The organism is Streptomyces sp. NPDC102462 (genome assembly GCF_044765425.1).
Lineage (GTDB): Bacteria > Actinomycetota > Actinomycetes > Streptomycetales > Streptomycetaceae > Streptomyces.
Genome location: NZ_JBIWKB010000097.1, coordinates 1 through 23,002, shown reverse-complemented (window position 1 = coordinate 23,002; position 23,002 = coordinate 1). Strand labels below are relative to the sequence as shown.

Annotated in this window: 18 protein-coding genes; 8 read left to right on the top strand and 10 right to left on the bottom strand. The window is 71.4% G+C overall.

Annotated elements, in window-relative coordinates; all coding sequences use genetic code 11:
- Window positions 1-509: 509 nt before the first annotated feature.
- A complete protein-coding gene (gene tpg, locus ACIRFL_RS41610; RefSeq protein WP_362998316.1) occupies window positions 510-1,073 on the bottom strand; it encodes a telomere-protecting terminal protein Tpg in 564 nt (187 codons plus the stop codon).
- 4 nt (window positions 1,074-1,077) lie between these two features.
- Window positions 1,078-3,213 (bottom strand): telomere-associated protein Tap, encoded by a 2,136-nt coding sequence (gene tap, locus ACIRFL_RS41605; protein ID WP_404040296.1) that lies wholly within the window; start codon window positions 3,211-3,213, stop codon window positions 1,078-1,080.
- 150 nt (window positions 3,214-3,363) lie between these two features.
- Here tap and ACIRFL_RS41600 point away from each other — a divergent pair, with 150 nt between their 5' ends.
- A complete protein-coding gene (locus tag ACIRFL_RS41600; RefSeq protein ID WP_404040293.1) occupies window positions 3,364-3,573 on the top strand; it encodes a hypothetical protein in 210 nt (69 codons plus the stop codon).
- 214 nt (window positions 3,574-3,787) lie between these two features.
- On the opposite strand, the gene ACIRFL_RS41595 is transcribed toward ACIRFL_RS41600, so the two are convergent.
- Complete coding sequence (locus ACIRFL_RS41595) at window positions 3,788-4,120, bottom strand: hypothetical protein (protein WP_404040291.1); 333 nt, start codon at window positions 4,118-4,120, stop codon at window positions 3,788-3,790.
- 123 nt (window positions 4,121-4,243) lie between these two features.
- On the opposite strand from ACIRFL_RS41595, the gene ACIRFL_RS41590 reads away from it, so the two are divergent.
- A complete protein-coding gene (locus ACIRFL_RS41590) occupies window positions 4,244-4,762 on the top strand; it encodes a hypothetical protein (protein ID WP_404040289.1) in 519 nt (172 codons plus the stop codon).
- A 133-nt stretch (window positions 4,763-4,895) separates the two neighbouring features.
- On the opposite strand, the gene ACIRFL_RS41585 is transcribed toward ACIRFL_RS41590, so the two are convergent.
- Genes ACIRFL_RS41585 through ACIRFL_RS41555 form a run of 7 tightly spaced genes read right to left on the bottom strand, consistent with a single transcriptional unit; the run spans window position 4,896 to window position 12,241 of the window.
- Window positions 4,896-5,573, bottom strand: a complete 678-nt coding sequence (locus tag ACIRFL_RS41585) for a hypothetical protein (protein ID WP_404040287.1) — start codon at window positions 5,571-5,573, stop codon at window positions 4,896-4,898.
- A 40-nt stretch (window positions 5,574-5,613) separates the two neighbouring features.
- Window positions 5,614-6,792 (bottom strand): hypothetical protein, encoded by a 1,179-nt coding sequence (locus tag ACIRFL_RS41580; protein WP_404040284.1) that lies wholly within the window; start codon window positions 6,790-6,792, stop codon window positions 5,614-5,616.
- Window positions 6,792-7,574 (bottom strand): hypothetical protein, encoded by a 783-nt coding sequence (locus tag ACIRFL_RS41575; protein ID WP_404040281.1) that lies wholly within the window; start codon window positions 7,572-7,574, stop codon window positions 6,792-6,794. Before ACIRFL_RS41575 ends, ACIRFL_RS41580 begins: the two co-directional genes overlap by 1 nt.
- Window positions 7,571-8,956 (bottom strand): hypothetical protein, encoded by a 1,386-nt coding sequence (locus ACIRFL_RS41570; RefSeq protein WP_404040278.1) that lies wholly within the window; start codon window positions 8,954-8,956, stop codon window positions 7,571-7,573. Before ACIRFL_RS41570 ends, ACIRFL_RS41575 begins: the two co-directional genes overlap by 4 nt.
- A 50-nt stretch (window positions 8,957-9,006) precedes the next feature.
- Window positions 9,007-9,837, bottom strand: a complete 831-nt coding sequence (locus ACIRFL_RS41565) for an AAA family ATPase (RefSeq protein ID WP_404040275.1) — start codon at window positions 9,835-9,837, stop codon at window positions 9,007-9,009.
- Window positions 9,831-10,658 carry an AAA family ATPase gene (locus tag ACIRFL_RS41560; RefSeq protein ID WP_404040273.1) on the bottom strand — a complete coding sequence of 276 codons (828 nt, stop codon included), beginning with the start codon at window positions 10,656-10,658 and terminating at the stop codon, window positions 9,831-9,833. Before ACIRFL_RS41560 ends, ACIRFL_RS41565 begins: the two co-directional genes overlap by 7 nt.
- Window positions 10,655-12,241, bottom strand: coding sequence for a Mu transposase C-terminal domain-containing protein (locus ACIRFL_RS41555; RefSeq protein ID WP_404040270.1), 1,587 nt, complete (start codon window positions 12,239-12,241; stop codon window positions 10,655-10,657). Before ACIRFL_RS41555 ends, ACIRFL_RS41560 begins: the two co-directional genes overlap by 4 nt.
- A gap of 510 nt (window positions 12,242-12,751) precedes the next feature.
- On the opposite strand from ACIRFL_RS41555, the gene ACIRFL_RS41550 reads away from it, so the two are divergent.
- The 6 genes from ACIRFL_RS41550 to ACIRFL_RS41525 form a co-directional block, all read left to right on the top strand.
- Window positions 12,752-13,594, top strand: a complete 843-nt coding sequence (locus tag ACIRFL_RS41550; protein ID WP_404040267.1) for a hypothetical protein — start codon at window positions 12,752-12,754, stop codon at window positions 13,592-13,594.
- Window positions 13,591-16,596: a Helicase associated domain protein gene (locus tag ACIRFL_RS41545; protein ID WP_404040265.1), complete on the top strand. Its 3,006-nt coding sequence runs from the start codon at window positions 13,591-13,593 to the stop codon at window positions 16,594-16,596. Before ACIRFL_RS41550 ends, ACIRFL_RS41545 begins: the two co-directional genes overlap by 4 nt.
- 33 nt (window positions 16,597-16,629) lie before the next feature.
- Complete coding sequence (locus ACIRFL_RS41540) at window positions 16,630-17,448, top strand: TnsA-like heteromeric transposase endonuclease subunit (RefSeq protein ID WP_404040262.1); 819 nt, start codon at window positions 16,630-16,632, stop codon at window positions 17,446-17,448.
- On the top strand, window positions 17,445-19,697 hold the full coding sequence (locus ACIRFL_RS41535) for a transposase (protein ID WP_404040259.1): 2,253 nt from the start codon (window positions 17,445-17,447) through the stop codon (window positions 19,695-19,697). The genes ACIRFL_RS41540 and ACIRFL_RS41535 overlap by 4 nt, the downstream gene beginning before the upstream one ends.
- Entirely contained in the window at window positions 19,691-20,719 is a 1,029-nt protein-coding gene (locus tag ACIRFL_RS41530; protein WP_404040256.1) for a TniB family NTP-binding protein, read from the top strand. Before ACIRFL_RS41535 ends, ACIRFL_RS41530 begins: the two co-directional genes overlap by 7 nt.
- A 99-nt stretch (window positions 20,720-20,818) precedes the next feature.
- Window positions 20,819-23,002 (top strand): Helicase associated domain protein (locus tag ACIRFL_RS41525; protein WP_404040253.1); only part of this gene is annotated, 2,184 nt, incomplete at its 3' end.

The window sequence follows — 23,002 nt, the reverse complement described above, 5'->3', positions numbered from 1 at the left end:
ACCTCCACGGACGCACCGGATCTACCTCACCCGCCCCGGCATCACGCCTGACCAGCGCAAACCCAGCCACCACATTCGGTTTCGAGAAGCCCTCTGAGGCCCAGCGGAGCCAGGAGGCCTCCTGGTCCGTCCACGCCATACTCGCCTCCCATCCCGACCGCTTCAACATCGTGAAGCACCCGACCAATGGCGAACGGTGGAGATGTGCGGACGCCCATGCGGTCATGGATGCCCTGCACACACATGCAGCCGGTTCACAAGCGCGCAAGAGGTCCCGCACACCGGACACGGCACCGCCACATCCCGGGTGCGGGCCGTGACCTGTGCCCATACAGCCAGGCGCTACCGTCCAAGCCCACGGCCGCCCCCGCACCCCGACCCACCGACGATGCCGAGCCGACGGCGACCGTCCGCCTGACCGGCAAGACCACCGAGCGCCTGCTCCGCCTTGCCCAGTCGGCGCCGGGTGCCGGCCAGGCGCCGTAGGCGCGCGGGCCGGCCGCGCCATGTCAGGAGCCGAGGGAGGCATCGAAGAAGTCGATGTCCGCAAGCTCGACTTCGAGGCCGGCGGCGCGGGACCCGTTGTCCTTGAAGTAGATTTCCTGCAGGCCCTCGGCGACGATGCGGCTCAGCTGCTGGTCGCCGGCGCCCTGCTGCTGGGCGGTGAACAGGCGCGCGGCGTACTCCGGGGGAAGGTGGACGGTCAGCCGGCGCATCCGCGGGTCGTCGGTGGTGCCGATGGGTGCGGTATAGCCGAACCGGGCCCTGGTCTCGATCGTGATCCCGGCGGTGGTGGCCGCACGCTTGCGGGCCTGGGCACGCACCCGCGGCTGCCACACCTTGCGGACTTCGCGTTCCAGGGCACCTTGCAGAGCAGGGCGGGGGTGCTTGGCCTTGCCGGCGAGGTAGCGCTCCACCTGCCGCTGGGAAATGCCCAGGCGCTGAGCGACCGTCTTGGTGGAGCCCTTGGCGGCCTTGAGCAGCAGCCGCATCTGGGCGAGCGGGGTCTTGGGCGGGGCCTTGGTGATGGCCTCGTACTCCGCGCGCTGCAGGGCGTCGTCGATGTCGCCCACGCTTTCACTCCCCCTCGTCGAGGACGGCGTCGCCGCCCTTGATGTGGCGGGCCGGGTTCAGGCCCTTCTCCAGCCACTCCACGGCCGTCAGCATCGGCTGCACGCCCTCCGTCTTCGCCAGGCCCGGGGTGGCGCCCAGGCGGAAGGAGCCGGGCAGCACGTGCCCGTCGTCGGTGAGCGGCAGGAACCCCAGTGGGGTCGGCTCGCCGCTGGCGTACACGACGCAGTCCGAAAGGACCGCCAGCGGGTAGCGGCCGGTCGCCTTCGCGGTGTTGAGCATTTTGCGGTGCATGTTCACCCTCGCCTTGGAGATCACCGCGGCGCGGATGTCCGGGCGCCAGGTCGGCCGCTCGAGTGCGGGCCAGCGCTCACCGTCGCGGTAGTGCCGGCCCTGCGGGCGCTCCCGCAGCTTGCCGATCCCGCCCTTCACGGTGGCCTTGATCTCCGACAGCACGCACGCCAGGCCGGGGTCGTTCTGCCCCAGCTGCTCCATCGCGGCCAGGAAGGCACGTTCGTCCGTGTCCTTGCCGACCGGCACTCCGAGATCGGCCATCGTGGCCACGTAGGCGTCCTTGAGGCGGTCGTGCCACGGGTCCAGGTAGGGGCCGGTCTCGTACCGCAGGAAGGCCTCGACCGGGCGGACGTCGTAGCCGAGCTCGACGGCGTAGGCGACGGTGGGGGTGGCGTACCAGGCCGGGCCGTCCGGCCGCCGGCCGGACGGGGTGAACGGTGACGGCAGGCGCGGGTCCAGGTCGATGTGGGACAGGTCGACCAGCCAGCTGCCGGGGATCTTCTTGTCGAACGCCGGCGAGCTGACGTGGACGGGGGCGCCGAGGCCGACGACCAGGCGCGAGGCGGCGGCGAGGAACGCGGTGTTGATGTCCACACCGACCGCCCACGGCAGCAGGCACTCCTCATCCGACAACGTGGCCACATCCCGGGTCCACTGGTAGGCCTCCTCATCGAGGAACCCGCCCTCCCAGCCCTGGGCGACCGGGTGCTCGGCTGGGGCCTCCGGCGGCGCCGGGTCCACGGGCTGGGTGAGCGCGCCGGGGTTCGGCGCCGACACCCACACACCGGATGCGTCCTTCGCGGCCCGGGTCGGCGGCCGCAGGCTCGTCATCAGCTCCAGGCCGCACACGGCGGCCGAGCCGCGCGGAGTGATCACGCGGGTCGCGTAGACGCCCAGCACGCGGGCCAGCTCCGCGGCGGGCAACTGGCCGGCGTCGCCCCAGGCTCGGGAATCCAGCGCGCCCCACGGCAGTACCGCCAGCTGCACGCAACTGCGCTGCCCGCCCTGGGCGGGGCGGTAGATGCGGGCCCACGGGCCGAAGCCGCGCTGCGTCAGCTTCCACTTCGCGCGTGTGAGCTGCTTGACCACGAGGTGGTCCTCCGGGAGCCGCAGGCCCCGGCGGTCCTCCAGACGGGCGGGCAGCCCCAGCCGAACGGCGGCCGCCTCGGTGAGCACGATCAGCGGGTCGGCGTCCTTGCCGTTGCGGTTCAACCGGGGCGCGCCGAGCCCGGACTCCTTCAGCGTCCACTCCACCAGCTGCGGAATGGTGGTGGCCGGGCAGTCGAGCACTACGCCTTCGACGCAGTAGGCCGACCCGTCGCCGTCCAGCACCGCAAGCGGCCCGTGCGGGAACCGCGGATCCCCCGCGGGCGCGGCGGCCTTCCTGGCGGCGCGGCGCGACGTCGACGTGGAGGACGTCGGCCTGGTGCCCGCCGAGCTCCTGGCCGTCACCGACGGGCGGGCGCTCGAGGGCGCGGCAGGCGCAGAGACCGGCGGTGCACTGTCCTGCGGATCTCCGGCCGGACGCCGCGGCGCAGCTGGCGCCGGGGCGAATGTTTCCGGCACCGCCGGGGCGGGCGCGGGGTCAGTCTGGTCGGGAGCCGGGTATTTAGCCGCCCAGCCCTCAAGCAGCCGCAGGTACGCCTCCCGGCGCGGCGGCCGCGGCTCCGAGCGGCCGGCCTCCCAGTTCTTCACCGTCTGCGTCGTCGACTGCAGCACCTGCGCGAGGCGCGCCTGCGTGACTTGGGCGGCCTCCCGCAGCCGGGCCCGTTCCGCCGGCGGCGGCAACTGAGGCTCACCCTCTAGCAGCGCATCAACGGCCGCGAACAGCTCTTCCTCGCTCGGCATGCTTCACCTCCCCCACCACCCTAGCCTAGATTTATCCCTGGATTAGCAAACTACTTAACCGTGAATTAGGGTCCTTTCGGATAACGGGGGTCTTCCGGATCTGCCAGTTCTGAGCCGTCCCCGCCGGTGCGGTTCGTTAAGGTGCTGCGCATGACGGAGCCCGCCGACCATGAAGCTGCAATTCGGATCAGCGCCGCCGACCCCCTCGAACCGCAGGAACAGCGGGCCCTGGCCGCCTACCGTGCGCGGCAGGCCCGCGGCGAAGCGGCCGGCGTGACGCACGACGAGGCGTACCGCCGCCTCTTCGGCGCCGATGAGGCGCAGGCGCCCCGGGTTCCAGCGACGAGCCAAACGGGCTGAAGTCCGCGCGCACCCGCACAGCCGGGCGCTACCGTCCCAGCCCCACGGACACCCCGTCACCCCGACCCGCAGGCGAGCGCGCCGAGCTGACCGCACAGCGCCTGCGCCGTTGGCAGCGGGCGGGGGACGTCGCGGCCGCGTGCGTCAGCGACGAACTGCGCGGGCCGAGGCAGCGGGGAAAACTCATCGCGGCCGCTGACCCCCGGCGCAGCGATCATCCACGACACGGCGGGTCCGGCTCGCCATGCCGCAGCTCGGGGAATCGCCGCTGCCACGCTGCCCGGGCCGGCCCTGGCAGGAACAGAGCCGGCCACAAGCGCCGCAGTGTCGCTGCGTCCAGGAACTCGATCAGGTCGGCCGGGGACGGGGACTCGCGGATGACCCGCTCGTACATCAAGATCACGTCGGCCTCATCGCCGAGGTCGTACACGTACCGGGGGCCCCAGTCGATGTGCCGGGGCAGCTCGACCGTGCCGCTCGTCGGCCCGCTCAGCTCGTCGAGCGCCGTCGGCAGCGCATACGGCTTCGCCTCCGCGTACCTGCTCATCAAAGGACCAGTCTGCCCGTGACAGCGCCCCCGTCCTACAGCGAGCGCACGACCAATCGCCGGACCGTCGCAGCACACCGGGCGGGGCTAGCATGGCCCGCTCACCGGATCAGGAGAGCACCGATGCAGCCCGAACACTGTCCCTTCCACCGCCGCCCGGACACCTGCCTGGCCGTCGCCCGGCTGCTGGCCGAGGCCGGCCTGCTCGATCCCGCACCCCACGCACCCGCCGCCCGCGCGGCGGGTGCGGATGACGTGGCTCCCGTCCCTGAGCGGCAGGTCACGCTGCCCCTCATCGCGCAGCACATCAACACCTGGGGCCGCGTCGCCATCGACCCCACCCTGCCGCACGCGGAGCCCACCGCGCTGGACGAACGCTCGCTGCGCTACACCCTCCAGGCCCTGTGGGAAGCGGCCAGCGAGGCCACCCGGCGCCGCGTCGCCTTCCCGGACGGCAGCGCGTTGGGGTGGTGGCGCCTGAGCGACGCGCTGCAGGAGGCCCAGTCAGCGGCCCGGCGCACCACCGCCGCCGACGACAGTGACGGCGGCGAGGCGGACCTGTGGTGGTACATCGCCCTGCTCCACCTCGGCCACGCCCGCGCCCAGTGGAAGGACCGCGTCGGCCAGACGCCCCCCAACTAGCACGCCAAAACGGCTGCACCAGCGCTGCTCTTGCCGGCGGGCGAAACCCTTCGCGTCAGGGACTGGCCGTCGGCAAGACGGGCTTGGGGCACCTGTGGCGGCTTTGTCGGGCACACGGCGTACTGCGGGTGATTCAGGAGGTCATGAGGCGGTCATAGCGCTCGGTCTGCTGGGCCAGCTCGTCCTCGGGGATGCCGGTGAAGGCGCTCATCTGGGCGTAGGACAGGCCGCTTCGGCGTCCGACCAGCGCGAGTTCCCACAGGGCCTGGTCGATCCGGGCCCTGGCGGCGCCGAGGCAGACCATGCCGAGCTCGACACCGTCGGCGGCCGGCAAGGTTCCCTCGATCTTCAGCTCGGCCAGGTGACGCACCGCGCAGGTGATCAGATCGGTGACGAACTGAGGCATGTCGGAGGGGACAGTGCCCGCCCAGGTCCGCTCGTGGGGCTGGGGCGGGCCGGCGTCGGTGTGATTCGAGCGGCGCTCGGTGACGTACTCCCACATCCACCGGTAGGGCACCGGGAGCCCTTCGGTGCGACGGTCCAGCTCCTCATACAGCTCGAAGGCCGAGCGGCGCTCCCCGGGCGCCTTGGCCTGGTCTTCTTCCAGCAGCGCATCCAGGAACTGACGGGCCTGGTCCAGGCCCTCTTCGTCGGCCGGGAGGGAATGCGGCAGGGGCAGCACGGTCGAGATCGCCTCCTTGACCGTCGCTCGGTCCACGCCGTGCCGGGTGGCCAGGGAGCTCGGCAGCCTGTCGCCCGCGCGGTGGTCGCGGCGGATCGCCTCGAACAGTTCTGTCCCTGGCTCAGCCATCGTCTGCTCCCTGTTGTCTTCGGTTGGGTTCCTGCAGGCCTCATGCTGCCCGGATCGGCGTGGGTGCACTGCCCGCGCTGCGATTCTCGGCAGCGGGCCGCCTGGATCGCGCAGCGGTCGCGACCACGTGCCGCCTCGGGCGGGGCGCTTGCTGCTCGTGCAGGCCGCAGACCTGGGCTGCCTCGGTCACGGCCGCCTGGTCCCAGGGGCTCAGCCGCAGCGGGCGGTCGCTGTCCGCCCGCCCCTCCAACTGCCGAAAGCGGCGCCCTGCCTCGATCAGGTCTGCTGCCCAGGTGGGTGTTCCACCCTCCCGGCCACGGTTCGCCACCGCCGGCGGGGCCGCCCTCACGGCAGGCACCTGCTGCTGCCCGGCCGGCCGGCCGGTGAAGATACGCACCGCCAGCGCCGCGGCGTGCACGGGATGGGCGATCCGCGCATGCAGCCGGTGCGCGAGGAGCACGGTCGGCTCGTCGGGCTCGGGCGGGAAGCGGCCGGCCGCGGGCAGGGGAAGCACCGTACGGCCCAGGCGGCGGGAGGCTGCCTCGATCACGCCGCGGCCCGGCGTACGGCGGGTGGGCAGCAGGAAGCACGGCTCGCCCTCGCGGGGCGGGAACTGCTCGCCTGCCTCCCACCATGCGAACCGGTCGGCGGGCGGTGCTGGAGCGGACGTGCCCAGGGCGCGGTGGGCCGCAGCCAGGGTGTGCGCCTCTTCGTGCCTGGTCACGGACAGGGCGGTGGCGAGGGCGGCGGGGAGGGGTCCGTGGCACAGCAGGGTCAGGCGGATTTCGGTGAGCTCCCGCAGGGCGAAGAGGTATTCGAAGTGCCGGGGGCTGACGCGATGGGTCCGGGTGACGATGACGTGATCGATGCGCAAGGCGAAGATCCAGGCGGCGACCGCCCGCCAGGCGGTCTCGGTGCTGCCAGTCCAGTACGTGCCATCCTCGCTCCCGGCCAGCGGGAGGTGCTTGCCCAGGCTGCGCAGCAGGTCGTGGGCCAGGGAGGCGGGAGCGCTCGCCACCGGGGTGGGATGGACGGCGATACGGCCCAACGCCGGAGTGTGGGCGGTCAGCGCGGCGGTCATGAAGGCGTAGTCGTCGTGAGGGTCGTGCACCACAGTGAGCGGGGTCAGGCCGGCGCTGGTGTGGCCGGGTGACCAAGTGGGCTTCCACGCGCCGCTGGTGGTCTCGGGTGCGGCGGCCGTAGCCGCAGGCGACATCATCACGCTCCTGGCGGTGGCGGCGTGGCAGTGGCGGGCACCGACGCGCAGCCGCCGGCGGCGGCCTTGGTGTCCGTGAGGGGGAAGGCGGCCAGGCCGAGGCCGAACAACACGTCCGGATGGGGAGCGGGTTGCTCGCCGTCAGGGGCGAGCAGGCGCCGGTTGGCCAGACGCGGGATCTGCTCGGCGGGCAGGTCGGGGGTAAGGCCGTGGGCGGTGTGGTGCAGCAGGCGGGCCAGACAGGCGGCTTCGCCGGGGGCCAGAGTGGCGGCGGTGTGGCCGCAGTCATGCAGGTTCTGCCGCTGCTTGCCGGTGAGAAGGTCCGGCACGCAGATCAAGTGGATGGCGGTGCCGGTGTGGACGAGCCGGTGCGGGCTGCCGGACCGTTCGAGGTGGGCGGCCAGGGTGGTGGCGGCGCGCCGAAGGCGGTGCGGGGTCCATTCCAGCGCGGAGGCCAGGTCGTCGGGGTGGATGCGGTCGGCCTCGAGCAGGGCGGCGTGCAGCACAGTGGCGTCGTCGTCCGCCGCCGGGGCGGCACGGCGCGCCGGTCCGCCCTGGCGCAGGAGGGATTCCGCAGACGTGTTCAAGGCGCGGGCGAGGGCGAACAAAGCCGCGGCGGGGAGCGTGTGCGGGGTGAGGCGGGTGCCGAAGTCGGCGGTGGGGATGCCGGTCAGCGCGGTCAGGTCCTCGTCGCTGAGCCGGCACTGGGCGGCACGGGTGCGCAGGAACTTCCAGTCGAACGCGACCGCGGACGTGCCGCCGGGCAGCGGCATCTGGTCGGTCACGGGCGTAACTCCCCAAGGCGCGGCAGAACATCAGGAGCGGGTGGGGCGGGGGTGTGCAGGTGCCAGCAGCGGGCGGCGGTGTGCCAGTCGTCCCCGGCGTGGGGGTGGTCCAAGGCGGGGATCGCAAGGCCGGCGTCGGCGATGAGGGCTTCGAGGCGTGGGGTGGTGCCGAAGCAGTTCGCGAACAGGCCATGGCCCTCGGCGGTGCGCGGGGTGCGGCGGCGGAACTCTCGCGCGGCGCGCAGCAGGGGCCGGGCACGGGGCGGGACCGCGTACATGTGCCGGGGCCCGGGAGGTTCGCCGATGTGGATCCGCGAGTCGCGGTCGATGGCCACCGTGGTCTGGGCCTCGTCGACGGATCCGATCTGGGTCATCGACAGCAGCGACGTGTCGGTGCCGGTGAACAGCAGGGCCGCGATGGCGGCGGCGCGCAGCGGGTTGGGCAGGCGCACGGTGATCGTGTGCACGGTGCGCGGGGTGATCGGCACGGTGGTGATGCCGGGCCCCGCGCGGTCGGTGAGGTCATCGGGCACGTTGAGCAGCAGCGAGCGGGACAGGAAGCCGGCCTGGGCGCCGCGCACACGGGCCACGGTGTGCGCGGCGCTGGGGCTCGAGACGGTCAGCCGGGCCAGGAACAGCCGCAAGGCCTCGATCTGGTGCAGGCTGAAGGGAGTGGGCGCAGCAGTGCCGTCGGCAGGTTCGATGCCGCCGACCGAGGCTGGTGGGGGTGGCTGGGTGCGGGCCAGCCAGGTGCGGGCGGCCGCGTAGCCGGCGCGGTACTGGCCGTCGGTGTGGGCGAAGTCGGTGGCGTTCTGGCGGCGCCAGCAGTCCGCGCGGAACGCGGCCACCCCGCTACGGGGCATCGTGGGCAGCGGGTAGGCGTGATCAAGCGGCGGCGGGCCGTACCGGCGATCGGCGGCGGCCGGGCCGATCGCGTCGAGGATGGCGGCCGTGCCGCGCACGGTCACCACGTCCATCAGATGGGCGGCGGCGAGGTGCTCGAGCAGGCGCTGGAAGTCAGCCTGCTCCGGGGTATGGGCCAGGAGCGTGAGGCGGATGCCGGTGTCCGCGCGCCAGGCGGCCAGGCGGCGCAGGCGCTCAACTGTCAGGCGGTGGGCGCGCAGCACGATGACCTCGGCGAGGCCGGTGGCCAGGGTCCAGCAGGCCAGCGCGCGCCAGGCCGGGTCGGTGGACATCCGCTCCGCGCCCTCGCGGGAGAAGGTGTCGCGGCCCATGGCGCGCAGTACGTCCAGCGCGAGGTAGGCCGGGCTGGTGGTGTGCGGGGTGGGATCGACGGTGATCCGGCCCCGGGCGGGATCGGCCCACTGGTAGGCGGCCCGGTGCACCGCGTGGTCGTCGTCGCTATCCAGCAGCAGCCTCACCGGCGGCACCGCCGGTGCCGCAGGCTGTTCTGGGACACGAGGGGGTGTGGTCATGGGCGCCGGCCCGGGGTGTCGATGCGGTCGACGACGGCCTTAAGCAGGCGCGCATCGGGCGCCGCGGCGCCGGTGGCGGCCAGCGCCCGCCGGGTGTGGTGAGTGAGCAGGACCCAGCGGCGCAGACTGCCGCCGGCGAAGCGGGCGTCCAGCGCCTTAAGGTCGCCGGGCGCGACGGTTCGCCACAGCGGGTGCAGGGCAGGCACCGCCTTCGGGATCTGGTCGCGCGTGAGCGCACCGAGGTGAAGCCAGGCGGCGGTGCGAGTGGCGAGCATCCGCTGCGCGCGCAAGTGCCGTTCGCCCCGCTGCCCGGCGATCAGGACCACGCACAGCCCGCCGGGTGTGCCGTCGTGAAGGAAGCGCAGGTACTCCAGGCAGGAGCCCGACATCCGGTCGGCGTCGTCGACGACGACGATCCGCGGTGTGTCGGCAAGGGCACGGCGGATCAGCGTGTCGGCGGCTCCGGGGTCGGCAGGCGGTGTGCCGGTGAGCTGGAGCGCGCCGTGAAGGCCGGCGCGCAGGTCCGCCGGCGCGGGCTGGGCCCGCAGGTCAAGCAGCACAGCCGCGCCGAGACGGTGTGCCGCGGTGCGGACGGCGAAGGTCTTGCCGATGCCGGCATCACCCAGCACGCACACAAAGCGCCGCTGGGCACAGGCGTCGGCGAGCGCCTCGCCCACGGCGAGCATGCCCGGGGTGAGCAGGGTACGCAGGCCGGGGACGGCGAGGAAGTGCAGGCCGGGCGGGGCAACGCCGTCCACGACGGCGAACGGTTCTGCTGCTGCCGTCTCGCCCCAGACGGCTCGCGAGCAGGGCGCGGTGGTCAGCACCGTGCCAGGGCCCAGTCCACGACCCGGTCGTCGACTTTTTCCGCGCCGAAGTACTGAAGGCCCTTCAGGACGTGCTTGGTGATTCTTACCCATTCGCGGAAGGAGCCGTCGGCGTACTGGGTGTCGATCCGCTTCAGCAGCGCCTCGTCAACGTCCCGCCACACCGGGTGCGAGTCGGGGACGGTCTTGAGGACCTCCTCGGGCGACATGGCGAGGATCTCCAGGCGGATGTAGATCCGCGAGGCCAGCGCCGGGTCGCTCTGCAGCGTGTCGTACGCCTCCCGGCCGCCGACGAAAACGATGGCGGGCTTGGGGTCGCAGGTGTCCCACAGCTTGCGCAGGAACTCGAAGTTCTCCCGCCGGTACTGCTGGGCCTCGTCACACACGATCACATACGGGCGCCGCGGGAGGGTCTCGCGCAGCAGCTTGTCGAACGCGGTCGGGGTGCCGGGCATCTTGCAGGACAGGTTCATCTGGTGGAACAGCTCCTCGCGCAGGTCCTTCGGCCCCGGGCGGGAGCGCGCGAAGTCCAGCGGCAGGATCAGATCCGGGTTCATCTCCTGGATCGTGGCCCGGGTGGAAAAGCTCTTTCCCAGCCCGGCATCCCCGTAGATCACCGACATCGCCCGCGACTCGACGGTGTCGACGACGGTGTCCTTGATCTGCAGAAGCGTGTCGGTAGCGACCAGTTGCGAGTTGGGAATGTCGAGGAAGAACTGCGGACGCAGATCGGGCCGGCGGCGAGGCGCCGTGACGGAGGGGCCCACGGCCGGCTCGGCGCGGCGCTGGGCCACGTGCTTGCGCCTGGGTGCAGTAGTCATGACGCGTCCTTGTGTGAGGGATCGGCGGGGCCAGTGGACTTGCCGGGGCGTACCCAGCCGGCCGGGACGGGAGTCAGGGGCGAGTAAGGCTCCGCGCGGCGGCGAGGAGCGGCAGGCGCTCGCCGGCTGGTGCCCGCGAGTTCGGCGAGCGCCTCCTCTTTGGTCATGCGCCTTGCCGAGGCGGGCAGTTGGGGTTCGGTAGCCGGAAGATAACGGTCGCGTCTGCGCTCACCGGAGCGCTGCAAGGCCCGGCGCAGTTCAGCACTGTGCTCCCGGCGGCCGTCAAGGACCTTGGCGCGCAGTTCCTCATCGGCCTCGTCGCTGAGGAAGGCACGGCCGATGTAGCGGTTGCCGCGGTAGGTGTACAGGTCGATCTCGTGGCTGTGGTGCGGCATCCACCGCACCCGCACCTGGATCCCAATCCGCCCCACGCCGTTCTCCGGCATGTAGCAGCGCCCGGCGAACTCCACCCCGTGACTGGTGATCTTCCTCGGCCGATGATCGCTCTCCAGCATGAACGCACGCAGCTCCGCCGCACTCGGCTCGGGCCGGATCTCGGTAGGGTCGGCCAGCCACGCCTCAAGCGGCGTCATGCCCGTGCGCTGCACCACGTGCTGGGTGTTGTGCTCGGTGACCCACTCCCCCAGACGCGATACGAACGCCTCGAACGTCAACGGCGGATCCTCATCGCCGACGCGGCTGCGGTGATCGAGCAGAGGCGCCTTGGTATAGCGGGGCAGATCGGCGAAGAAGCGGGTCATGCTGGTGCGGTTCAACCGCTCGATACCGCCCTTGTGACGGGCACTGCGCACCCGCTGCACCGGCACCCCCAGCAGGCCGAAGGCTCGCCGGACGGTCTTGGACATGAAGTCGGCACCGCCGTCGACCCGCACCAGCTGAGGCAGTCCCCCGGCCGGCCCGTAGGGATCCTCCCGCAGCACCGAGGAGCGCACCGCCGCCAGCACCGACCCGCGGTGCGCACTGCCGGCGGTGACCGCCCAGCCCATCACATAGCCCGTACCGCGGTCCTCGAACCACGTCACCCACACCCTCGACAGCTTCTTGTCGGGCATCGCCACCACCAGCGGCGCCTGCTTGTGATCGCCCTCCCATACCTGATTGCGGGCCACCACCGGCCGCCGGAACGCGGGATCGAAACCGCGGGCGGCCGGAATGCCCTGGCGCAGACCCGCCATGAAACCGGGGTCAAGATCCCGGGCGATGGCGTCGTGCAGCGTGGTCAGACCGATCGGCTTCTGGCCCGCCGCCCGGGCTTCGCGCACCAGATGCTCATGGGCGCGTTTCACATTCCCCTGGTGGTCGGCGAGAACATCGATGATCTCTTCGGTGATCCGAAACCGCCGGCGCTCGGGCTTCTCCGTGGAACCGGTCTCCTCCGCCTGCGCCAGCCAGCGCCACACCTGCCGCACACTCACGCCTACCGACTCGGCGACCAGCCGCACATGCGCGGTCGTCAACTCCCCCGCACCACGCAACTGCAGCAGCCGGGCCACAGCAGCAGGCCGCAGCTCGTCCCGATGCCGCCCCAAGCCCTCCTGCCAGGCGCCGTCCAGCGTCGTCACCGGTACCGGCACCCCTGGGGTGGGCGGGCGGATAACGGCACGGCGATCACGTAAAAGCCCCCAACAACGCTCCGATACAAGGCAGTTCAACCTGACGCACGTGTGTGACGGGTGCGTCTGACCCGAGACTATGAGACGCACGTGGACTCCCCGCCCAGCCGATCACTCGGGCGGGTGACAGCAGAACGTTCCCACCAGTTCGACGGACGCGCGTGCTAACGGGGGTCTTCGGTACTGCTGCGGGAATCTGGACCAGCCAGCCTCCGCGGCACCTGCCAGGCCGCCGGACACACTCCGCACACCCGGACGGCCCCGCGAAGATCAAGAAGACAAAGGAGACACGGCGAACCCGACACCGGCCGGTACGGATTCACGTCACTGCAATATTCGGAGAACTGTCACCATGATCGACCGACTCAACTACCCCTGAGCAGCACGAATACAACTACACGTCAGTGACATACAACGCCGAACATCCCGGCGACATCACGGCCGAACCTCACAACACCCATGAACGGGGTCCGGGCCGAGGGTGACTGGATCGTGTGGGCTGTTCAGGACCTCGACCGGGCCGTCGAAAGGACGTCGTTGCCGGACGACTTCTACCTGCGCGAGCTGATGGAAGTGGATCCGGCAGACCTGGCCACCGTGGCCGGCTGGATGAACCAGTACGGGCACTTGGGCGGCAGCATCGAGGCCAGCAGCTGGGACTACGACGAACACAGCCGTCTGCAGGAACTCCAGGAGCGTGAACATCCCCGCTATGGCCCCTGGTCCCTGCACGGCGAGCTCGTGCGCCTCCACATCAGCGAGGCCCAGGCCGCCATCGCCACATGGCTGGCATGCCGTCGCCCCGGCGGCCTGGACGAACTCGTCGAAACGGAAGTCACCGAACAGCACCTGGCCGACATCGCAGCCGAGAACGACCACGACGACAGCGGATACCCCAAAACCCTCGACGAGCTCCGCTCCGCCACCCTCGGCCTGCGGCTGGCCCTGCTCCGGTCGGCCCTGCGCTACAACCTCGCCACCTTCAGCGTCGGCCTGGGCAGCCTCACCGACCGCCAGCCCTCCATCCTCTCCGCCGCCTTCCTCCAGCTGTACAACCACCTCGCCGAGGACGCCACCATCCGCACCTGCGCGAACGAGACCTGCGGGCGGGACTTCGTCCGCCAGCGCGGCCGCGCCGAATACGGCCAGAACCGCACCAGCGGCATCAAGTACTGCACCCGCGAATGCGCCCGGGCCCAAGCCCAGCGCGAGCACCGGCGCCGCAAGGCCGCCACAGTCCGCCCGGCCCCCACTCCCACGCAAGCCTCACCGACCCCGCACGCAGAGGAGCGGCTCGGATGATCCACCTCCGCGAGCACCAGGTCACCGCGGTCGCCGCCATCCGCGCCTGGGCCGGCCACCCCGAGCGCACCCCCGTTTCCCCCCGGGGCGCACGCGGCACCCTCGTCTCGGCGACCGGGTCGGGCAAGACCATCACCGCCGCCTGGGCAGCGCGCGACTGCTTCCCCAACAGCCGGATCCTCGTCACGGTCCCGACCCTGGACCTGCTGGTGCAGACGGCCCAGGTGTGGCGTCTGGTGGGTCATCAGGCGCCGATGGTCGCGGTGTGTTCGCTGGAGAATGACCCGGTGTTGAAGGAGCTGGGCGTGCGGACTACTGCCAACCCGATCCAGCTCTCGCTTTGGGCCGGGACCGGGCCGGTCGTCGTGTTCGCCACGTACGCCTCCCTGGTGGACCGCGAGGACATCGACGCACCCGAGGGCCAGCGGAAGATTCGCGGGCCGCTGGAGGCCGCTCTGGTGGGCGGAGAGCGGCTCTACGGCCAGCGCATGGCGAGCTTCGACCTCGCGATCGTGGATGAGGCGCACGGCACGGCCGGTGATCTTGGGCGGCCGTGGGCGGCGATCCATGACAACCAGCGGATCCCGGCGGACTTCCGGCTCTACCTCACTGCGACCCCGCGCATCCTCGCTGCGGCCCGCCCTCAGAAGGGCGCGGAGGGCCAGGAGGCGGAGATCGCGACCATGGCCGATGACCCGGAGGGCACGTACGGCGCGTGGCTCGCGGAGCTCGGGCTTTCGGAGGCGATCGAGCGGGAGATCCTCGCCGGGTTCGAGATCGACGTCCTGGAGATCCGCGACCCCTCCCCCGTCCTCGGAGAGTCCGAGGAAGCCCGGCGCGGCCGGCGCCTGGCGCTCCTGCAGACCGCGCTCCTGGAGCACGCCGCCGCGCACAACCTGCGTACGGTCATGACCTTCCACCAGAAGGTCGAGGAAGCCGCCGCGTTCGCGGAGAAGCTCCCGGAGACCGCTGCCGAGCTGTACATGAACGACGCCTCGGACGACGACCTGGCCGCCGCGGACAAGCTGCCGAAGTCCTCCATCGACGCGGAGTTCTACGAACTCGAGGCCGGCCGCCACGTCCCGCCGGACCGCGTGTGGTCGGCCTGGCTGTGCGGCGACCACCTCGTGACCGAGCGGCGCGAGGTCATCAGGCAGTTCGCCAACGGCATCGACGCAGCCGGGCGCCGGGCCCACCGCGCCTTCCTCGCCAGCGTTCGCGTCCTCGGGGAAGGCGTCGACATCACCGGCGAACGGGGAGTCGAGGCCGTCTGCTTCGCCGACACCCGCGGCTCGCAGGTGGAGATCGTGCAGAACATCGGCCGCGCGCTCCGGCTCAACAAGGACGGCTCCACCAAGGTCGCCAGGATCATCGTGCCGGTGTTCCTGGAGCCCGGCGAGGACCCAACCGACATGGTCGCCTCCGCCAGCTTCAAGCCGCTCGTGGCCGTGCTCCAGGGCCTGCGCAGTCACGATGAGCGCCTGGTCGAGCAGCTCGCCTCCCGCGCCCTCACCAGCGGCAAGCGCAAAGTCCACGTGCAGCGTGACGAGGACGGACGGATCGTCGGGGCTAGCGGCGAGAGCGACGGCGAGGACCAGGACGACACCGACGCCGCTGCCGAGTCCGCCTTGCTTCATTTCTCCTCTCCCCGGGACGCGGCGACCATCGCGGCGTTCCTGCGGACCCGGGTGTACCGGCCGGAGTCGCTGGTGTGGCTGGAGGGCTACCAGGCGCTGCTGCGGTGGCGGGCGGAGAACGGGATTACCGGCGTCTACGCCGTGCCCTATGACGTGGAGGTCGAAGTCGGGGCGACGAAGGCGTTTCCGCTTGGCCGATGGGTCCACCAGCAGCGGAAGGCGCTGCGGGCCGGGGAGCTGGAGGAGCGGCGTAAAACGCTGCTCGACTTGCCGGAGGCCGGGATGGTCTGGGAGCCGGGCGAGGAAGCGTGGGAGAACAAGCTTGCCGCCCTGCGCTCGTACCGGCGGGCAACCGGGCACCTCGCACCGCGCCAGGACCAGGTGTGGGGCGAGAGCGAGGCGATGGTGCCCATCGGGCAGCACATGGCCAACCTCCGCCGCAAGGGCGCGAAGAACGGCCTGGGCAAGGACCCGAAGCGGGCGGCACAGCGCGCGAAGCAGCTGGCCACGATCGACTCGGACTGGGACTGCCCGTGGCCGCTGGACTGGCAACGCCACTACCGCGTCCTCGCCGACCTGGTCGACGCCGACGGCGACCTCCCCGACATCGCACCCGGCGTGCTGTTCGAGGGCGACGACCTGGGCAAGTGGCTGGAACGGCAGAAGAATCCGGGCACCTGGGCGCACCTGTCGACCCAGCAGCAGGAGCGGCTGACCGCGCTCGGCATCAAACCCACCGAGGCGCCGTCTCCCGCCCCGGCAGCCAAGCGCGCGGCCAGCGGACCGACGAAGGCGCAGCAGGCCTTCCAGCGGGGCCTGGCGGCCCTCACGCAGTGGGTGGAGCGGGAAGGCGCGAACCGGCCCGTGCCCCGCGGCCACAGCGAACAGATCACGATCGACGGCGAGATGGAACCGGTGATCGTGAAACTGGGCGTATGGGTCTCAAACACCAAGTCGAGGTGGGACAAGCTCAGCACCGAACAGCGGGACGCCCTGGCCGCGTTGGGCGTCGACTGGGCAGGCCCGGCACCCACGGAGGCAGGCTCCGAGCAGCCGGCGCAGACGGAGACGTCCGTGCCGGAGCAGCGCGACGCCGACGCGATGACGGACCAGGAGCGCGAAGCCGAGGCGGCCCGCGGCCTGGCGCGCATGAACGAGCTGATGCGCAACCACACCAAGGCCGAACTGCTGCGCATGGCCTACGCGGGCGGCCTGGTCCGCCACAACTCCCCCGAGCAGTGGCGCAAGGACGAAGTCGCCTCCGCCGTCGTGGACATCGAACTCCGGGCTGCTGCCCAGCCGGATCCTGCCGGGCCCACCGCAGACATCACGCCACCAGCGCACGGTTCTCACTCGTTCGAGTGAGCGGCGAGGATCGGAACATCTGCACTTCTGCTCATGTACTTGGCTTCGGGTATGGAGCATTGCGGAGTTGATGGTGGGGCCGCAGATACGGCGGGTTATTTCGAGGTGCCCGTCGCAGCCGTGGACACCGGCCGGGTCGACGCGTGCTTTCGGGATCCTCTGGGGAAGGCACATCAGATCGCGTGGCTCGAGGCCGCGCAGGACGTCGTCTTCGAGGACTGTCCCGTGATCCGGTCGTTTCCCGTCCGGTACGGGCGACGTGTCGCTCCGGGGTGGTGGTGGTCGTCGACCACCGGGCGGCTGGTGGCGTACGGGTCCGGCGTCATGCGGACCCAGCTCATGCTGCTGGACCAGCAACCGGCGGTGGTGGCGCTGGCTTGTCGGCCGGTGGAGCTGGTGTGGCGTGAGGATGGCAACGTCGTCGGTCATGCGCCGCAACTGATGGCCAGGCTTCAGGACGGCAGTGGCCTGTTGCTCGACTGCGCGGGACCCAGCGGCCCCTCCGCCCGGCTGGCGGCGCGGGCACGGGTTGTAGCGGCTGCCGCGGAGGCAGCGGGCTGGTCCTACCGGCTCGCGGGGCCGCCGGACCCGGTGCTGGTGGCCAATGTGCGGTGGCTGGCGGGTTACCGGCATCCCCGGTACGCGGCAGGACCGGGGATGCCGGCTCTGGCAGAGGCGTTCGGCAGTCCGCGGCCGGCGGTGGAGGCCGTGCGGGACCTCGGTGAACCGATCGCCGTGTGGCCTGCGGTGTTTCACGCGCTGTGGAGCGGGGTGCTGCGGGTACGGCTGGACGAACCGCTGCACGAGCGTGCCGTCGTCTCGGTCGCACGGCAGGAGGCCGGAGCGGCGTGACGCAGGCGGTTGTCGAGGTCGGGGCGCGTCTTCGCTACGACGGACGGGTATGGACGCTCGCCGTGCTGGAAGGCGCCCGGGCCACGCTGGTGACCGACGAGGGCGCCTCGGCGGTGGTGCTGCTGCCCTACCTGTTCGCCGATCCGTCCTTCGAGGTGGAAGGCGGACCGGCGCCGGGGAGGGTGCCGCCCTTCGGGCTGCTGGAGGCGCTGCCGGAGCAGGTGCGGGAGCGGGCTCTGGCGTGGCAGCGGCATGTGCGGGAGGTGGAGACCGGCTTCCCTGACACGGTCGAGCAGGGCGCCCCGCGGGAGCAGTTCGACCCGACGCTGCGGAGCCTGGCGCAGCGGGAACAGGCTAAGGCTGAGGAGTTGACGGCGGCGGGCTGGGCGGCGAGTGCGGCGACGGTGCGCCGGATGCGGGCGCGCTACCGCAGCGAGGGCTTGTGGGGGCTGGTGGACGGCCGGGCGGTGCGGGAGCGGTCGGCGGTGGGCCGGGCCGATGAGCGGGTGGTCGCGGCGATCAGGAAGGTGCTGGAGGGGCAGCGGGAGCGGTCGACGGGCACGCTGGTGCGGCTGCGCCGCCGGGTGGGGTGGCTGCTGGAGGAGGAGTACGGCGCCGGGGTGGTGGCGTTGCCGCCGGCGTCGACGTTCAACCGGCTGGTGCACGCGGTGGCCGACGGGCAGGGCCTTTTGGGGACGGCGGCGCAGCGTCGGTGGCATGTGTCGCGGCCGGCGCCGCCGTTCACACCGACGGTTGCACTGCGGCCGGGTGAGCTGGTGATGCTGGACAGCACGCCGCTGGACGTTATGGCGGTGCTGGACGACGGTGTGACCGGCCGTCTTGAACTGTGTATCGCGCTGGATGTGGCGACGCGCAGCATCTGCGCGGCGGTGGTGCGTCCGGTGGGCACGACGTCGGTGGATGCGGCGATGCTGCTGGCGCAGATGGTGATGCCGACGGCGATGCGGCCGGGCTGGGACGCGGCGCTGTCCATGCAGCGGTCGGTCATCCCGTATGAGCGGCTGATCGCGTTGGACGCGCGGCTGGAGGGGGCGGCTGCCCGGCCGGTGATCACGCCGGAGACAGTGGTCGTGGACCAGGGCCGGGTGTATGTGTCGGCATCGTTCGTCTCGGCGTGCGAGAGCCTGGGGGTGTCGGTGCAGCCGGTGCCGCCGGCGAACGGCCCGGCGAAGGGGAACGTGGAGCGGACCTTCCGTGCCATCGCCGACGGGTTCAGCCAGTACCTGCCGGGCCACACCGGCTCGGACGTCTCCCAGCGGGGCGCGGCCACGGAGCAGGATGCCTGCTGGAGCCTGGCGCAGCTTCAGGAACTGCTGGACGAGTGGGTCATCTGCGGGTGGCAGGAGCGCCGGCACGAGGCGCTGCGGCACCCGATGATGCCGCGGGTCGCCGTCTCACCCAACGAAATGTGGGCGGCGCTGGTGGCGGTGACGGGGCACGTACCGGTGCCGTTGTCCGCCGACGACTACGTCGAACTGCTGCCCCTGCGGTGGCAGGCGATCAACGACTACGGCATCCGCTTCGGCTACCGCACCTACGACCACCCCGGCCTGAACCCCTACCGGCGCCGCCACTCGGCGCGGGCGGACAAGAACGGACGCTGGGAGGTCCACCACAACCCCTACGATCCGAACCGGGTGTGGGTGCGCCTGCCCGAGGGATGGCTCGAGGTGCCGTGGGTCCACGCGGGGGCGGTCAGGCGCCCGTTCACCGCGTTCACCTTCGACCACGTCCGCCGCACCGTGGAACGCCGGCATGGCCGTGAAGAGCACGAGGCGGCGATCGCCCAGGCACTCGATGCGCTGCTGCGCCGTGCCGGCCAGGGACTGGGCAGCAGGCGAGAACGGACGGTAGCCGCCCGGGCCCAGGCGGCCGCGCAGATGACCGATCCCTCCCCCGCCACCACCCCGCAGCAGTGGCCTGCACCTCTCGCGCCGGGGGCCTCCTTCGGGCTGCCCGGCTCCTTCACTGCCCCGCTCGATGATCCCGGCGGCTGGGACACCGACGACAGCCTGGACGACCTCGAGGACAACCAGGACGACGAGGACTACCTTCTCGCCGGCCTCGCCGACGGACAGGACACCGCGGCAGGCCACGCCGATGAGGCCGAAGCATCCGAGCCGACGGCCGAAACGGCCCGGGACCAGGCCTCTGAGCAGACGCCGGACGCCGCCGGGGCGGGCGGCCTGCGCATCTACGACCCGTACATGGAGGCCCAGGCATGGTGACAACAGTCCAGCCCGCCACCACGAGCACTTTCAGTCCGCTGACCACGTGGGACGGGTGGCAGCAGTTCGTCGACACGCCTCACGCCCCGGCACGGGACGCCGGCGACCAGGAATGGACGCTGGAGCAGCGGGAGGACTACCACGCGCGGTTCGTGGTGCTGAAGACCCCTGCCATGGACACCATCTCCACCGCGGTACGCCGTCTGCTGCTGCTCAACCGCGGCCAGCAGGGTGGAGCCAGGCGCGGCCTGATCATCTCCGGGCCGGCCACCACCGGGAAGACCACCGCGATGCAGCAGCTCGGCCGCACCGTGGAACTCGCCGACCGGCGCCGCCATCCGAACCAGGACGGGCGGCTGCCGGTGCTGTTCATCACTGTGCCGCCGTCCTCCACCCCGAAGATGCTCATCAGCGAGTTCGCCCGCTTCCTCGGCCTGCCGACGCTGGAGCGGATGAATCAGATTCAGATCACCAACGCCGTGTGCGAGCTGCTGTGCGAGCTGGGCACCCAGCTCGTCCTGGTCGACGACGTGCACCTGATGGACACCCGCAGCCGGGCCGGTGCCGAGACCTCCGACCAGCTGAAGTACCTCGGCGAGCGGATCCCGGCCACCTTCGTCTACTCCGGCATCGACGTCGAATCCTCACCCCTGCTGACCGGCGTGCGCGGCTCCCAGCTCGCCGGCCGCTTCAAAATCGTGCGCAACCAGCCCCTGCGCTACGGCAGCGGCGCGGACAAACAGATCTGGCACGACCTGATGCGCACTATGGACAGCGCCCTGCGGCTGCGCCATCACCGGCCCGGCACGCTGGTCACGCACGCCGCCTACCTGCACGCCCGCACCGGCGGCCGCATGGGCAGCCTCTCCCACCTCATCCGCGAAGCCGCCCTCGTGTCCCTGCTGGACGGCACCGAGAAGATCACCAAGAAGCTCCTCGAACAGATCGAGCTCGACAGCGCCGCCGAACAACGGGCCCGGGCACCGCACCGCCACCGGATGCCCTCGCAACGCCAGCCCTGACCGGCGTCGTCTACCTCAACCGTCCGTCCCGATCCCCCGTTTGGCCACTACTCGGATGCATATGCATCCGAGCCCGCCAGGAACGGCCTCTGCTCCCTCATGCTCGACTCTCTTCCACCACAGCCGCAGCCGCCGCGGACAGCAGCGGCACGTCCGGGGCCGGTACGGCTCGCACCGCTGCGGGGCGAGACGAACCTGTCGTACCTGGACCGGCTGGCCGACCGCTACCGGCTCGGCGTCAGAGACCTCATCCCCGCACTCCTCCAGATCGGCGGAGGCCTGTTCAAGGGCTACCGCACGGACGGCGAGGTCTACCTCAACGCCGAAGCCCGCGCCCGCATCTCCGTACTCAGCCGCGTCCCCGAAAAGACCCTTCAGCGGGCCCTGCCCGCCTGGACCGCCCAGGAACCCCTCTCACCGGACGGGGCGGGGGCAGCCGGGCGGTTCCGCTTCGGGGCCGTGGTGCCGGACGCGGGAGAAGGATGCCGGCTGTGCACGGCCGCACGCACCGGACGTACCAAGCCCGCCCGGCTCTATCTGCAGCCGCACACCCGCATCTGCCCGCGCCATGGGCGCTGGATGCTCGGCACCCACTGGATCGACGGCGCACCGGCCGACACCGAGCAGATCGACCTGACGGAACTGCCGGAAATAGGCACGGCGCACCGGCGGCACCTGCAGTTGCTGCGCCATCGGCCGGACGCGTCTGAGGCTTTCGAGGTCGCCCATGCCGTGGTCGTCTCCTGGTGGGCGCAGCAGTGGCCCGAAGAAGAGCAGTGGCCGCAACGGGCACGCCAGAGTGCGCCGGCAGGGGCCGATCCGGGCTGGTGGCGGCTGCTGACCAGAGACGCGGTCACCTACCCAGAGACCGTCGCACTCACCTCGGTCCTCACCGACGAACGCACCAGGCAGCGGCTGCTCGCCGACACCGGCGGACATCTCCCGCACACTCTCACGTACGCCCCCGGTCTGGTCGCCGAACTGGCGCGTGCCACGGAGCGGCCTTGGCTGTCTGGCCGGCTCGCATCCACGTCGGCAGGTCCGTTGCTGGTGTGGGTGCAGCAGTGCGTACGGGCTGGCACTGGCTCTGCCGTCGCGGGCCATGGGCGGACGCTGCACATGGCGCACCGGCCTCGCACCATCGCCCGCGAACTCACTGCCTACCGGAAGGCCGCCCATCAGGACGAGAAGACGACGGACGGTGCGCGGCTGCACCTGGGACTCCGACACACCTCGGACCAGTCCTTCACAACCGGCCTGGCCCACGCCCGCGCCTACGCCGCCGTTCACGGCCACCTTGCCGCACCGATCCACAGCCGGTTCAACGGGTTTGCGCTGGGCCGGTGGCTGTCGAACCACCGGAAGTCGCCGGCGGTGCCGCCCGAGCACGTCGCGGAACTCGAGGCGCTGGATCCGTGGTGGCGGCCGCCGTGGACGGTGATGTGGCAGCGTACGTACTACGAAGCCCGCGACCATGCCCGGGGCGGCCTGCGGCCCGAGCGCGGCTTCCCCGGTACCAGCTTCGGTCTGGGCGAATGGCTGTACAACCAGTGCACCGGCTACGCCGACCTGCACCCCGCGCAACAGCGCCTGCTGTCAGACATCGGCCTCACCCCTGAGGCCGTACAGGCGGCCCGGCCTCGCCGCAAGCACATGGCCACCCACTTCGAACGCACCCTCGCGGGTGCACGCGCCTATGCCCGCGCCCACGGCACGCTGGTGAACGCGACCGCCGACACCGTCCAGGACGGATTCAAGCTAGGACAGTGGCTGGCCAACCAGCGCAGCAAAGACCGGGCCTACCAACTGCGTCATGGCGCCCCCTCCTCCCGCGCGCTGGCACTGTCGGCGATCGCCCCCTGGTGGAACCCGCCCTGGACCCTGGAGTGGCAGCGCTCCTGGCACCAGGCACACACCCACGTCCAAGACGGTCACGTCCTGGACGCCACGGCCGGCTTCCCCGGCACCAGCAGCACACTCGCCACGTGGCTGACCAACCAGTGCGCCCAGTACGACACACTCCAGCCCGACCAGCAGGACCTCCTCGCCCAAATCGGCTTGAGCGCAGACCGAGCCTGTGACGCCGCTGCCCGGCCCGCAGAGAACGAGGCCGACTTCGCCACCGGACTTAGCTACGCACGCTCCTACCACTCGGCATACGGCACTCTCGCTGCCGCGAGTTTCGTACAGTCCGGCGGTCTTGTTTCAGGCGGACTGCGGGGTGGCTTCCTGTTGTCGCCACCAGTCGCGTTCGTACTCGGCGGGCGGTATGTAGTCGAGCGC